The 13,815-nt window shown below is 71.8% G+C and carries 8 protein-coding genes; 2 read left to right on the forward strand and 6 right to left on the reverse strand.

What is annotated here, in order from left to right; translation table 11 throughout:
* Window positions 1-64 precede the first annotated feature (64 nt).
* The 5 genes from ACFVSL_RS05795 to ACFVSL_RS05815 all read right to left on the reverse strand — a co-directional run bounded on the left by ACFVSL_RS05795 (window position 65) and on the right by ACFVSL_RS05815 (window position 9,670).
* On the reverse strand, window positions 65-4,444 hold the full coding sequence (locus ACFVSL_RS05795) for an endo-alpha-N-acetylgalactosaminidase family protein (RefSeq protein ID WP_386939275.1): 4,380 nt from the start codon (window positions 4,442-4,444) through the stop codon (window positions 65-67).
* A gap of 61 nt (window positions 4,445-4,505) precedes the next feature.
* Entirely contained in the window at window positions 4,506-6,365 is a 1,860-nt protein-coding gene (locus ACFVSL_RS05800) for a glycoside hydrolase family 35 protein (protein ID WP_386939276.1), read from the reverse strand.
* Entirely contained in the window at window positions 6,362-7,276 is a 915-nt protein-coding gene (locus ACFVSL_RS05805) for a carbohydrate ABC transporter permease (protein ID WP_386939277.1), read from the reverse strand. The genes ACFVSL_RS05800 and ACFVSL_RS05805 overlap by 4 nt, the downstream gene beginning before the upstream one ends.
* Entirely contained in the window at window positions 7,273-8,262 is a 990-nt protein-coding gene (locus tag ACFVSL_RS05810; protein WP_386939279.1) for a carbohydrate ABC transporter permease, read from the reverse strand. The genes ACFVSL_RS05805 and ACFVSL_RS05810 overlap by 4 nt, the downstream gene beginning before the upstream one ends.
* Window positions 8,263-8,383: 121 nt before the next feature.
* A complete protein-coding gene (locus ACFVSL_RS05815; RefSeq protein ID WP_386939281.1) occupies window positions 8,384-9,670 on the reverse strand; it encodes an ABC transporter substrate-binding protein in 1,287 nt (428 codons plus the stop codon).
* 207 nt (window positions 9,671-9,877) lie between these two features.
* Between ACFVSL_RS05815 and ACFVSL_RS05820 the strand changes: the two genes are divergently transcribed.
* On the forward strand, window positions 9,878-10,915 hold the full coding sequence (locus tag ACFVSL_RS05820; RefSeq protein WP_386939282.1) for a LacI family DNA-binding transcriptional regulator: 1,038 nt from the start codon (window positions 9,878-9,880) through the stop codon (window positions 10,913-10,915).
* A gap of 63 nt (window positions 10,916-10,978) precedes the next feature.
* Entirely contained in the window at window positions 10,979-11,662 is a 684-nt protein-coding gene (locus tag ACFVSL_RS05825; protein ID WP_386939284.1) for a GNAT family N-acetyltransferase, read from the forward strand.
* Between the two features lie 64 nt (window positions 11,663-11,726).
* Here the strand turns inward: ACFVSL_RS05825 and ACFVSL_RS05830 are convergent, their stop codons facing one another.
* Window positions 11,727-13,661 (reverse strand): thioredoxin domain-containing protein, encoded by a 1,935-nt coding sequence (locus tag ACFVSL_RS05830; protein ID WP_386939285.1) that lies wholly within the window; start codon window positions 13,659-13,661, stop codon window positions 11,727-11,729.
* Between the last annotated feature and the right edge of the window lie 154 nt (window positions 13,662-13,815).

Consider the following 13,815-nt stretch of genomic DNA (forward strand, 5'->3'; position numbering starts at 1 on the left):
GAGGATCGCGGGGGCGTTCGTGCCGTGATGCCGGGCGACCCGAATCAGCCCGGCACCACGGGTCTCACTCGACGCCGAAGAACTCCAGCTCGGCGATCGAGGCCCACGGCTGCCCGTTGTGCGAGCTCGTGGCGACGACCTTGACGAAGCCGGCCGTGGCCGGAGCGTCGAACATCACGGGCTGCGGCGCCGTGCCGGTGCCGAGCTCGCCCGTCGCGACGGGCGAACCCCAGTCGGTGCCGTCGGCGCTCACGTACACCTCGTAGCCCTTGATGCGCCCGTTGGGCTCGGAGCCCGGACGCTGCTGGATCGAGATGCCGCGCAGCTCCTGGGAGCCGCCGAGGTCGATCGACACGTGATGCGGGTAGGCCGGCGAGTCGTTCAGCCACTCGCTGTGCCAGCAGCTGGCCGAGTCGCCGTCGATCACGTTCGCGGCGTGGCCGTCCTCGCCCTCGATCTCCTGCGAGTCGAAGTCGACGACCGTCATCGCGTCCTTCGGCAGGGGCGTGGGCGCAGCCGCACGGGTGCCCCAGACGTTGAGCTCGTTCGCGCCGGCGAAGGCCGCCCCGTTGATCGCGTTGAGGCCGACGAGCTTGACGAACCGCGCGTCCTTCGCCTCGAACGACAGGTGCTGCACCTCGGCGGTCGAGGCGAACTCGCCGGTCTTCACCGGGGTGCCCCAGTTCGTGCCGTCGGCGCTGAGGTACAGCTCGTAGGCCTTGATCGAGCCGTTGCCGCGCCGCACCTGGTAGTCGAACCCGTCGACGGCGTAGCTGTCGCCGAGGTCGAGCGCGATCCAGTGCGGGTAGGGCGTGTCGGGGTTCACCTGCGACCACGCGGAGTGCCACATGGTGGCCGCGTTGCCGTCGATGGCGGCGCGGGCGCTGCCGTCGCCGGTGCCCGGCTCGGCGTCGCTCACGCCCGCGATCGCGAGTCGCGACTGCGGGATCAGCCCCGGCGGGAGGGTCGGCACCGAGACGGATGCCTCGACGGTGCGCTCTCCGCCCGCGACCGTGTAGCCGGTCGCGGCCGAGATCTCGTAGCTGCCCTGCTCGATGTCGGCAGGCGCCGACACCCGCCACGTCGTCTTCACGGTGGCGCCGGGGGCGACGGAGGCGAACTCCGCTGCGCCGACCGCGGCGACCTTCCACCCCTCGGGCGCCGCGAGCGTGGTCGCGACCTGCGTCGCCGCCTCGGACTCGTGGTTCGTGAAGCTCGTGGTGAAGGTGTTCGCCTCTCCCGGGACGAGCCCGCTCACCGGCGCCGCGAGGGTGAGACGGGCGCAGGCGCCCGTGGTCTCGCTCTCGCCGAGGTCGACGATCCGCAGGTCGTCGAGGATGAGGTCCGACCCGGTGCCGCCGACCGCATTGCGCCGGAGGCCGATGAACGGGTCGCCGCACGCGGGCGCGTCGAACTCGTGCACGAACTCGGTCGTCTCGTGGACGGCGCCGAACTCGGTCGAGGTGAGGTCGACGGCCTTCGATGCGCCGCCGGCGATCTGGTCGACGCCGGTGACGAAGGAGTAGGCCCCCGCGACGCCGCTCTGGTAGTCGAACGAGACCCGGTAGCGGTGCCCGGCCTCGAACGGCGCGGTGTACTCGCTGGTGCGGTACACGAGCCCGCGATTCTCCTCGTGCGCCATCAGCGAGTAGTCGCCGCCGAGCACCATGTCGAACGCGCGCCCGTTCCAGCCCTGCTGGGTGAAGGGCTCGTTGCGCTTCGCGATGTGCGTGCGCGGGTCGGTCGAGCCGCCGGCGTCGCCCTTGAAGAACGGCCCCCAGCCCTGGTCGACCTGCTCGAAGTCCTCGTCGACGAGAACGCGTTCGCCATCGCCGGCGTCGCCCGTGGCCGGGTCGTCGGTCGCGACGACGCGCACGTTGTCGATGCGCACCGGGGCGTCGCCCTCGGCCGCGGCGATCGTGAGCGTCGGCCGCGTCTCCTCGGTCACCGTGACATAGGTCCGCAGGCGCTGCATGGTCGTGTCGCGCCACTCGTCGGCCGCCATGAGGTTCACGGCGCCCGAGCTGTCGACGCTCGTCGCGGCGTCGTCGCCGGCGTCGCCGCGCACGTCGACCGAGAGGGTCGTCGCACGGGTCTGTCCGGCCGCGATGCCGAGGTCGGCCGACACCGCGTAGGTGCCGGGCTCGAGCTCGCCGAGTCGCTGGCTGATCGACGACTCGCCCGCGCCGAGCACCGCGGCACGGCGTCCGCGGTCGTCGCGCTCGATGCCGGCAGACCCGACGGGGTTCCACGCGTCGAGGTCCTGCCCGTTGAAGCCGGGGTCCACGACCTGCGTACCCTGGCCGAACGAGACCTTCTTCGGCAGCGTCGACGCGCCAGTGGCCTTCTTGCCCGCGACGAGCACATACGGCTGCCCCGCCTCGGCGTCGATCGTCACGGCGCCGTCGACGACCGCGAGGTCGGCGACCTTGGTGCGGCCGGCGTCGCCGAGCGCGAACAGCTGCAGCGACGAGGCATCCGCGAAGTCGCCGGTGAGCTGCCAGGTGCTCTGCCCGCCCGCCGGGCTGTAGTGGTAGAGCTTGTCGGCGTCCTTGCCCGGCTTCGACGACCACGGCAGCAGGTAGGTGCCGCCGCGAAGCACCTCGGCGCCGTCGACCGTGATCGACCGGTCCGCGGCGCTCGTGCCGGTCACGCTGACGCCGTCCTCGAGGTCGATGCGGTCCGCCGTCCAGCGCGTGATCTCGTGGTGCTGGAGGAACTTGGCGGGCACGTTCGCCGTCCACACGTTGCCGAGGAACGCGTCGAAGTCGTTCTGCCCGGTCCAGCCCTCGAACTCGACGATGTGGCTCGTGCCGAGCAGGGGGTGCGGGTTCCAGACGTCGGCCTCGGTGTTGTTCACGAAGCGGAGGATCTGCGAGTTGACGCCCTTGTTGGACGAGCCGCCGTAGTTCTCGTCGTTCGCCCAGTGCGACCACGTGTTGTTCTCGGCGAGCTTGTCGGCCCACTCCGAGCCGACGCGGAACCCGTGCTTCACGAGCGAGTCCTGCAGCGACTGCGCGAGCCATCCGTGTTCGTAGTACACGTCGATGTACGCGAAGTCGAGGTTGTCGTCGGTCGCCTCGGCGAGCTCGCCGATGCGCTTGTCGAGCTCGCCCGAGGCGCGGTCGTAGCGCTGGTCGATGTAGTACGACTGGTCGAGCCAGTTCCAGCCCTTGGCGTTCTCGTTCGCGATCTCGTCGCTGAACGAGTTCGCCTCGGGGTAGATCTCGGTGGCGTTCATGTGCACGCCGAAGCTGGCGTTCCACTTCGCGCCGACCTTGACGGCGGCGTTGAGCTCGGCGAGTCCGCCGGCACGCTCGTTGAAGTTGTCGCCGTAGTCGGTGTTCGCCGAGTCGTGCCCCTCGCTCGTGTAGCCCTTGAGCATGGCGACCTGGCCGAGTCCGTCGGTGTTCAGCGCGATGCGCTTCACGTCGTCGAGCGTGCGCAGGAACGGGTGGGTCGCCTGCGAGGCGAAGTTGAAGGGGATGTGGGTGATGACGTTCTCGGGCGTCTGCTCGCCCTTGTGGGGGGCGATGCGGATGTCGCGCATCGCGATCGCACCGTCCTGCCAGTCGACCACGTCGTCGCCGTTGGCGTCGGGCGTGATGGCGACCTTGACCCAGGGCAGCTCCTCGGTGCCGTCCTGGCCCTGCGCGCGATAGAGCCACGGCCCGCTCGCGATGCCGACCTCGACCCCGCCGTCCGCGGCGACGGCCTGGCGCCAGAAGTTGCCCGAGTCCTTCGAGCTCGGGCCCGACGAGCTGTCGTACAGCGCGTTCGTCGCGAAGGCCGCGGCCAGCTCGCCGGTGTTGGCGATGATCGTGTTCGATCCCTTGGGCGCCGCGTCGACGGGCGTCGACGCGGTGACGGGCAGGAACACGTCGCCCGACGCACCGCGATCGACCGAGAGGTTCGCTGCGGCGACCGCGGCGCCGGCCTCGGCCGACGAGACCGTGACGAGCCGGTGGTCGGGGATCTGGAGGGTCTTCACGACGCCGTCGGGATCGACGATCTTCGTCACCTCGATCGTGACGACGTTGCCCTTGACCGAGAGTCGCGCCTCGATCGAGACGCCGGCGAGCGCCGTGGGAGTGAGCACGTAGTCGACCGCGCTGCGGCCGTCGGCCTGCGAGACGACCTCGACCGGCTGCGCCGTGCCGTTGATGGTCACCGCGGCGATCGTGACGTCGTTGCCGTGCATGACGGCCCCCGAGTCGCGGTCGGTGTACGCGACCACCTGGGGGAACGCGGCGTCGGCGGTGACGGCGAGGTCGCTCGTCCGCAGCCCGAACGACGCGCCGGGCGCCGGGGCGGTGAACCCGTCCGGCGCCGCGGTCTCCGCCGCGACGGCGGGCGTCGCCATGAGCGGAACGAGCATTCCGCTCGCGACCGCGCACGCGAGTCCGAGGCGCCAGAGGCGGCCCGGTGGGCGTGATGAAGGCATCTTCGTCTCCATTCCCGCGTCGAGTCGACGCGTCCATATCGACCCGCGCCGACGGCGCAGTTCAGTCGAAGGTCTCGATGTACTCCTGTTCGGGTCCGAGCTCTGCCTGCGGGCGCAGCTCGACGGTGCCGCCGAGGTGCTCGAGCTCGAGCACGGTGATGGTGTTCTCGCCCGCGCGCAGCAGCGGCGCGGGCACGTAGTAGGTCAGCTGCGGGCCGATCTGCCAGTAGCGGCCGAGCAGGAACCCGTTCACCCAGACGAAGCCCTTGCCCGAGCCGGGCAACGCGAGGAAGGCGTCGGCCGGCTCCTCCACCTCGAGCACGGCGGTGGCCAGCCCGTCCCGATGATCCACCGGTTCAGGAGAAGGCCCGCTCGTCAGGACGGAATCGGCGGAATCGTCCTGATTCGCGGCCCATTTCCTGAAACCGAGCTCGTGCTCGCCCCACTCGTCGAGCGGCAGCGCCCGCGTCGACCAGCGCTGCACGAGCCGGCGGTCGAGCTGCACGCCGCCGAGGATGCCCTTGCCCTCGCCGAGCAGCGGGCCGTAGTTGATGCGGCCCTGGTTCTCGACGAGGAGCTCGAGCACGACGGCCCGGCCCTCCCCCGCGATCCGCACCCCGGCGGCCGCCTGGTCGGCGTCGAGCACGGCGACGCGCACGCCGTCGACGAAGACGACGGCGCGGTCGCGGAGACCGCGCACGGTCAGCAGGGCTCCGCCGCGCGGCACGATCGGCTCGGCACGGTAGAGCGCGAGCCCGGCGTCGAGGCCGAGCTCCTCGAAGCTCGGCGGCATCGCGCTGCGGACCTCATGTCCCGCGCGGCGCACGGTCTCGAGGAGGCCGGCGATCGGCCGCAGCGGCAGGGTCGCGGCCGGCAGCACGGCCGGGGTCGGGGATGCCTCGCCCGGCGCCCGCCCCGTGGCATCCACCAGCACCTCGCGGATGAGCCGGAACTTCTCGGTGATCGCGCCGTTCTCGGCGACGGGAGCGTGCGAGTCGTAGCTCGTCTGCGTCGGCTGCAGGCGCGCCCCGTCGTGGTTCGCGCCCGACCAGAGGCCGAAGTTCGTGCCGCCGTGCGCCATGTAGAGGCTCAGCGAGCCGCCCTCGGCGAGGATGTCGGCGACGACGCCCGCAGCGCCCGCCGGGGTGCGCACGTGGTGCGGGTCGCCCCAGTGGTCGAACCAGCCGTTCCAGAGCTCGGCGCAGACGAACGGCTCTCCGTCGCGACGCTCGCGCAGCATCGACGCCGCCTGTGCGGCACGCGAGCCGAACGTCGCGGTCGCCAGCACGCCGGGCACGCTGCCGCCGTCCTGCATGAGCTCGGTCGGGCCGTCGGCCGTGTAGATCAGCTCGGTGATGCCGCCCGCGACGAGGCGGTCGTGCAGCCAGGCGAGGTAGTCGGCGTCGTCGGCGTAGCTGCCGTACTCGTTCTCGAGCTGCACGGCGACGATCGGCCCGCCGTGCGACGCCTGCAGCGGCGCGAGACGCGGCAGCAGTTCGCCGAACCAGGCGTCGACCGCGTCGAGATAGGCCGGATGGCTCGACCGCAACCGCATGCCGGGCGCGCCCGAGAGCCAGGCGGGGAACCCGCCGTTGTCCCACTCGGCGCAGATGTACGGGCCGGGGCGCACGATCACGTCGAGGCCGAGCTCTCCCGCGAGCGCGACGAAGCCCTCGAGGTCGCGCCAGCCGCTCCAGTCGGGCTCGCCGCGGCGGCGCTCGTGGAAGTTCCAGGCGACGTAGGTGTCGACGGTGTTGAGGCCGAGCGCGACGAGGCGCTCGAGGCGGTCGCGCCACTGCGCCGGGTGCACGCGGAAGTAGTGCATCGAGCCCGAGAGGATGCGGTGGGGGCGGCCGTCGCGGACGAACTCGCCGTCGACGATCGAGAGCGCGCTCGTGCCGACGGTGGTGCCCGCGCTCACTTCACCGCTCCCGCGGTCAGGCCGGCCCGCCAGAAGCGCTGCAGGCCGAGGAACGCGATGATGAGCGGCACGACCGAGAGCAGCGCCGCGACCACGACGGTGCCGGCCGGCACCTGCCCGTTGCTGCCCGCCCAGCCGACGAGGCCGACCGTGACCGGCTGCAGCGAGCTGTCGTTCAGCACCATCAGCGGCAGCAGGAAGTTGTTCCAGACCTCGACGAACTGGAACAGGAAGATCGTGACGAGGGCGGGCGACATGATGCGCACGCCGATCGAGAAGAAGATGCGGAACTCCCCCGCGCCGTCGATGCGACCGGCCTCGATGAGCTCGTCGGGCACCGACTGCGCGGCGAACACCCGCGCGAGGTACACGCCGAACGGGCTCACCACGCTCGGCAGCAGCACCGCGAGCGGGTTGTTGAGCAGGCCCACCTGGTTGAAGAGCAGGAAGAGCGGGAGGGTGAACATCACCTTGGGGATGAGCACGGCGGCGAGGATGACCCCGAAGACGACGCCGCGGCCGCGGAACTCGTACTTCGCCAGCGCGTAGCCGGCCATCGCCGAGAGCAGCGTGCCGACGACGGCCGAGACGCCCGCGTAGAAGACGCTGTTGAGCATCCACTGCCCGAAGATGCCGTCGGACTCGGCGAACACGAGCGCGATGTTGTCGAAGAGTCCGAACCCGTCGAACCAGAGGCCGGGCTCCGAGAACTGGTGCCCCGCGGGCTTCGTCGACGCGACGACGAGCCACCAGATGGGCATGATGAAGTAGAACGCCGAGAGGCCGAGCAGGGCGAAGACGCCGAGGCGGCTCGCGAGGCTCGCTTCGCGGTTCGAGCGGCGGGGGCGCGAGGCATCCGGCCGGTCGTTGCGCGGGGTGCGCGTCGCCGAGGCGAGCGTGGGGGCGGTCATCGTTCGCCTCGATTCGTGAGCTTGAAGAAGGTGAACGAGAGCACGCCGACGAGGAGGGCCAGCACGACCGACTGCGCGGCGGCGTAGGGGTAGTTCTGCGCGGTGACCTGCGCCTGCGCCGCCATGAGCGGCGTGAAGGTGTTGCTGATCGCACCGCCGGAGATGGTCTGCAGCACCTTCGGCTCGTTGTAGAGCTGGGCCGAGCCGATGATCGAGAAGACGGTGGTGAGCACGAGTGCGGGGCGGACCATCGGGATCTTGATGCTCCACGCGATCCGGGCGGGGCCAGCGCCGTCGAGTCGGGCGGCCTCGATCGTCTCGGCGGGGATCGTCTGCAGCGAGGAGTAGATGATGAGCATGTTGTAGCCCGTCCACCCCCAGGTCACGATGTTCGCGACCGCCCACAGCACGATCTCGGGGGCGAAGAAGGGGATGCCGGTGCCGACGGCCCGCTCGAGGAAGGTGTTGATCGGGCTCGTCACGGGCGAGTAGAGGAACGACCACATGACCGCGGCGATGACGCCCGGCACGGCGTAGGGCAGGAACGCGGCGAGGCGGAAGAACCCCTTGCCGCGCGCCGACTTCGAGTCGAGCAGCAGCGCGAGGAGCAGCGCGAGGCCGAGCATGACGGGCACCTGCACGAGCCCGAAGAGCGCGACGCGGCCGAGCGAGGCGAGGAACTCGGTGTCGCCGAGGAGGCGCTCGTAGTTCGCGAGCGGGGCGAACTCGAGGGTCGGGGCCTCGAGGCCGAGGCCCGAGCGCTGCAGGGTGAAGAGGCTCTGCACGAACGCGAACACGATCGGCACGAGGTACATCGCGATGAACAGCACGCCGAAGGGCAGCAGGAACAGCAGCGGGGTGCGCCAGCGGCCGCCCGAGCGGGCGCGAGCGGTGCCGCCCGGTGCCGGGGCACCGGCGGCAGCGCGGCCGATGCCGCGGCGCCCGGTGTCGGCGGCGGTGACCGCCCGAGTCGATGAGGTGTCCATGTCGTCCTGCGTCAGTGCGATGGGTGGGTCGGCCGTGTTCCGGCCGAGGTGGTTCGAGTGGGATGTCCCGGGGTGGGGCCGGGGCGGCGGCGTGCGCCGCCCCGGTCCGCGGGTGCCGGGGCTACTCCGAGACGGAGAGGCCCTGCGCCTCGAGGGCGTCGAGGGTCTGCTGCTGGGTGTTCGCCAGCGCGTCGGCGAAGGTGCCCTGGCCCGACCAGGCCTTGCCGAGCCCGTCGTCGAGGAAGCCGACGGTCTCGGGCATGTTCGGACCCCAGGTCCAACCGGTGGTCACGTTCGGCGAGGCCTCGGCGAAGACGTCGAAGATGACCTGGTCGCCGAAGTAGGGGTCGGGCTCGGTGAGCGCCGGCAGGTCGAGCAGCTCGGTTGCGGCGGGGTAGAGCGCGGCCGCCTCGATGAGGCCCGTGTAGATGTCGGGGTCGGTGCTCATGGCGTGCGCGAACGCCCACGCGGCCTCGGGGTTCTCGCAGCCCTTGAGCACGGCCGTGGCCGAGCCGCCGACGTTGCCGACCTTGTCGTCGCCGGCCTCCCACTGCGGCATGGGCGCGACGGCCCACTTGCCGGCGCCGTCGGGGGCGCTGCCCTTCAGGATGCCCGCGATCCAGACCGCACCGACGTGCGTCGCGATCGATCCGTCGCCGAGGCCGGTGTACCAGGACTGGTCCCACATGGGGGCCTGGCTGATGAGGCCGGCGTCGGTGAGGCCCTGCCAGTAGTCGGCGACCTTCTGCCCCTCGGGCGAGTCGATCGACACGTTCCAGCTGTCGCCGTCGACCGAGAACCACGGGGCCTCGGCCTGCCAGTCGAAGCCGGCGTAGTCGTAGTTGAGGTAGCTCGCCGAGAGCGACTTGCCTGCGGCCTTGAGCTTCTCGCCCGCGGCCTGGTACTCGGCCCAGGTGGTCGGCACGGCGATGCCGAGCGAGTCGAAGACCTCCTTGTTGTAGAACAGCGCCATCGGGCCCTGGTCGACCGGGGCGCCGTAGACGGCGTCGCCGATCGACACGGCCGACCAGGTCGCGGGCGTGAACTCGCCCTCGTTCTCGTTCGCGAACTCGGAGACGTCCTCGAGGGCGCCCTGCGCAGCGAAGCTCGTGAGGGTCTCGTAGCCGACCTGCGCGAGGCACGGCGCGTTGCCGGCCGTCACCGCGTTGAGCATCTTGTCGTACCCGCCCTTGGCGCCGGGCGCGACCTCTTCGTACTTGACGACCACATCGTCCTGCGAGGCGTTGAACGCGTCGACGGCGTCGGCGTAGCCCGGGGCCCAGCCCCAGAACGTGACCTCGCTGGGGCCCGACGCGGCGGGCTCGGCGGCTCCGGAGCATCCGGCGAGCGCCAGGCCGAGGCCCAACGCGCCGGTGATGCCTACCGTGCGCATGACTGTCTTCTTCACTGCTGCCTCTCCTTTGAATGAGCTCGGAATGCGTCGTGCAACGATCCAGGCCGCCACGGTCTCGGGGGACGGTTCCGCGGGGGCGTGTTCCGATGGTGCCACATGTTGTTACCGATAACAAGCCTGAATTCGATGGTCAGGGTTACTGCTTTATCTTCGCCGATCGCGATAGCATGTTTCCGCTACCACCGTTGGAGGGCCACCCAGATGACCAACACCAGGCGGCTCGACGCGAGCGGCCGCACGCGTTCGCCGAGCATGGCCGACGTCGCGAACCACGCCGGCGTCTCGGCGCAGACCGTCTCCCGCGTGCTCAGCGGCCACCCCAACGTGCAGGCCGCGACCCGCGAACGCGTGCTGAGCTCGGTCGACGCGCTCGGCTACCGCATGAACAGCGCCGCGCGTGCCTTGTCGTCGGGCCGCACGCGCACGATCGGCGTCGTGGTGCTGCCCACGGTCGACTACTCCGGCTCCGCCGTCACGCACGGCGTCGAGACCGCCGCCCGTCGCGCGGGCTACGCCGTCAACATCTCGACGGCGAGCTCGCTCGACCCCGCCGCCATCGCCTCCGCGATGAGCCGGCTCGACGAGCAGTCGGTCGAGGGCATCGTGCTCGTCGTGCCCGTCCCGACCGGCACCGACGCCGTCGAGGCGATCGCCCGGCGCATCCCGACCGTCACGATCGACGGCTCCCGCACGCTCTCGAGCGAAGTCGTCGCGATCGACCAGTTCGAGGTCGGCCGCCTCGCGACCGAGCACCTGCTCGAGCTCGGCCACCCCACGGTCTGGCACGTCGCCGGCCCCGACGAGTGGCTCGACTCGACCGGTCGCTCGGCGGGCTGGCGCGCCGCGCTCGAGGCGGCGGGCCGAGAGGTCCCGCCGCTGCTCCACGGCGACTGGTCGCCCGAGTCGGGCTACCAGGCCGGCCTGCTGCTCGGCCGCATCCCCGAGGCGTCCGCCGTGTTCGTCGCGAGCGACGAGATGGCCTTCGGTGCGATCCGCGCGCTCCACGAGCTCGGTCGGCGCGTGCCCGAGGACGTCTCGGTCGTCGGCGTCGACGACATCGCCCTGGCGGCGTACTGCAGCCCGGCCCTCACGACGGTCGCGCAGCCGTTCGGCGTGATCGCGGCCCTCGCGGTCGAGCACCTGCTGCGGCGCATCGACGACCCCAGCGCGCCGCCCACGTCGACCGACGTCGACGCCGCGCTCGTCATCCGGGCGAGCACTGCGCCGTTCGCCGGCTGACCCCGACCCGATCCGCCCGGGCTCGGCCGAGCGCCCTGCGCCGCCAGCCGCTAGCGTCGGAGCATGACCGACGAACTCGCCTCCGACGCCGACGCGGTCGACGTCCGGCGGGCGCCCGCCATGGCGCTCCCCTTCGACGCCGACTCGCTCACCGCCCCGCTCCGCACCGAGCGGATGACGCTGCGCCCGATCGAGCCCGACGACAGCGACGACATCTGGGAGTACCAGCGCCTGCCCGAGGTGCTGCGCTACATCCCGTGGCCGCCGCGCAGTCGCGAGGAGGCGCACGTCCACACGCTGAAGCGAGCCGGGATGCGACGGCTCGCCGAGAACGGCGACGCATTCCACTTCGCCATGGTGCTGCGGGGCGAGCGATCGACGGCCCCCGTCGTCGGCGACCGCCACCGTGATCGCGTCGTCGGCGACGTCATGCTCCGCATCTCGAGCACGCAGCACGCGCAGCTCGAGCTCGGCTGGGTGCTCCACCCGGCCTTCCAGGGCCGCGGGCTCGCCGTGGAGGCGACGCGCGAGGCGGTGCGGTTCGCGTTCGAGGTGATCGCGCCGCATCGGCTGGAGGCGCACGTCGACGTGCGCAACGTCGCGTCGGCCGCGCTCTGCCGTCGGCTCGGGATGCGTCTCGAGGGCGCCCTCGTCGAGGACGTCTGGTACGACGGCTGGCAGGACAGCGAGATCTACGGCCTGCTCCGCCGCGAATGGGAGGCGGAGCGCGCGCCGACGCCCGCCTGAGTTGTCCACAGGCTTCTCCACACCTGTTCGAACTCGCATTCGAATGTAACCGGACATGGCGAGGTCACGGCACGAGCCCCTCGAGCGCCGCCCGGTCGGTGACCGGCAACGCGCACACGAACTCGCGGCAGCGGTACGCCGCCGTGCGCCCGTCGATCAGCCGGCGGCCCGCGAAGAGGTCGAAGCCCGCGTCGGCGAACGCCGCCGCCTCGCGTTCGGTGACGATCACGACGAGGGATGCCTCCGCAGCACGCGCCGCACGGAGGAGCTCGTCGTCGCCGCGCGGCCGGCCCGACCCGTCGCGCTCGGGCACCACGACGACCAGCTGCACCACCGGTGCCGCGAGCCGCGTCATGAGCTCGAGTGCCGCGCCGAACGCGATCGGCCGCTCGAGCGCGGCGCCCGCGAGCTGGCGCATCGCCCGCTCGGCCGCCTCGCGATAGCGATCGCCGGCGCCGAGCAGCCAGAGCCGCCAGGCCGCCGTCGCGCACGCGGTGATCCCCGAGGGCGCCACCCCCTCCGCAGGATCGGTGGGCAGGGCGAGCCCCCGCTCTGCGAGCACCGGGTCGGCTCCGCCGGGCACCGCGAACACGGCCGATGGCTCGGCCGCCGTGACGTCGTCGTCGGCCGTCGCGTCCGGCGCGGCATCGAGCGCCGCGTCGATGAGCGTCCGCGCGACCGTCGCGTGATCGACGTCACCGGTCGCGAGCGCCAGGCCGATGAGCCCGCCGGCCAGCATCCCGACGTCCTCGAGGGCCGCGCGCGCCGACGAGACGACGCCGTCACGGGAGGCCCTCCGCACGACGCCGTCGGGCGAGACGTGCTCGGCGAGCAGGTAGCCGGCGGAGCGGCGGGCCGCGACGAGCGCGTCGGGTACGCCGAGCACCGGGGCCGCCCGGGCCAGGGCGCCGATCGCGAGTCCGTTCCACCCGGTCAGCACCTTCTCGTCGAGCGGCGGCGGCTCGAGGGTCCGTCGCCGCTCGGCGTCGGCCGTGGCGTAGCCGCCTTCGGTGCGGACGCCGTCGACCAGGCTCTCGGAGTCCTGCGCCGAGGCGAAGCCGCCGTCGGGCAGCTGCAGCGTCGTGGTGAGGTAGTCGACGATCCCCCGGCCGACCGCGGCGACGGCATCGCCGTCGTCCTCATCGGCGTCGCCGGCCTCGGCGCCCCGCGCGAGCTCGACCGAGACGTCGAGCAGCAGGGCGTTGTCGGTGAGCATCCGTTCGTAATGCGGTTCGCTCCAGTCGCTGCGGGTCGCATACCGGAAGAAGCCGCCGTCGATGCCGTCGCGAAGCGGCGAGCCCGCCATCGCGAGCAGTGTGCGGCGGGCGAGCTCACGTCCCTCGCCGGCGTTCTGGGCCAGGAAGCCGAGCACCGGAGCGATCGGGAACTTCGGCGCGCCGCCGAAGCCCCCGTGCACGCGGTCCTCGTCGGCGGCGAGCTCGGCCACCGCAGCGCCGAGCTCCTGCTCCCCCGGCAGCGCGCCGCCCGTCGGCGCGAGCGAGGCTGCGGCCAGGGCGGTCGCGACCGCTGCGGCGGTCTCCTCGAGCTGGCCTCGGCGGTCGCGCCACGCCTCGCCGACGGCACCCAGCACCTGCCGGAACGACGGCATTCCGCGCTGCGGCAGCGGTGGGAAGTAGGTGCCGGCGTAGAACGCACGGCCGTCGGGCGTCGCGAAGACCGTCAGCGGCCACCCGAGCTCCCGCGTGAACGCCGAGGCCGCGGCGAGGTAGCTCGCGTCGACGTCGGGATGCTCCTCGCGATCGACCTTGACCGCGACGAAGTGCGCGTTGAGCTCGTGCGCCGTCAGCGCATCGCCGAAGCTCTCCCTGGCCATCACATGGCACCAGTGGCAGGTGGCGTAGCCGATCGAGATGAGCAGCGGCACGTCCCGCCGGCGAGCCTCCGCGAAGGCGTCGTCTCCCCACGGGAACCAGTCGACAGGGTTCCCCGCATGAGCCCGCAGGTAGGGGCTCACGGCGTCGGCGAGTCGAGCACCCATGCCTTCAGGGTACGTGGTCACGCAGAAAAGCCGCCCAGCTGGCCCATGAAGGGTGCTGTGCGGCTTGGGTTGGTGTGTGGTTGTTAAAGTCGAAGAGCCGCCCACGTGGTGGGCGGCTCTTCGTAATGTTTGTCCGGCGGTGTCCTACTCTCCC

This window comes from Agromyces sp. NPDC058064 (assembly GCF_042885275.1).
Taxonomy (GTDB): Bacteria; Actinomycetota; Actinomycetes; order Actinomycetales; family Microbacteriaceae; genus Agromyces.

Excerpts from the sequence above, each read along its gene's own strand:
- ACFVSL_RS05830 (WP_386939285.1), bottom strand. The coding sequence starts at position 13,661 with ATGGGTGCTCGACTCGCCGACGCCGTGAGCCCCTACCTGCGGGCTCAT.
- ACFVSL_RS05805 (WP_386939277.1), bottom strand. The coding sequence starts at position 7,276 with ATGACCGCCCCCACGCTCGCCTCGGCGACGCGCACCCCGCGCAACGAC.
- ACFVSL_RS05820 (WP_386939282.1), top strand. The coding sequence starts at position 9,878 with ATGACCAACACCAGGCGGCTCGACGCGAGCGGCCGCACGCGTTCGCCG.
- ACFVSL_RS05795 (WP_386939275.1), bottom strand. The coding sequence starts at position 4,444 with ATGCCTTCATCACGCCCACCGGGCCGCCTCTGGCGCCTCGGACTCGCG.
- ACFVSL_RS05810 (WP_386939279.1), bottom strand. The coding sequence starts at position 8,262 with ATGGACACCTCATCGACTCGGGCGGTCACCGCCGCCGACACCGGGCGC.
- ACFVSL_RS05825 (WP_386939284.1), top strand. The coding sequence starts at position 10,979 with ATGACCGACGAACTCGCCTCCGACGCCGACGCGGTCGACGTCCGGCGG.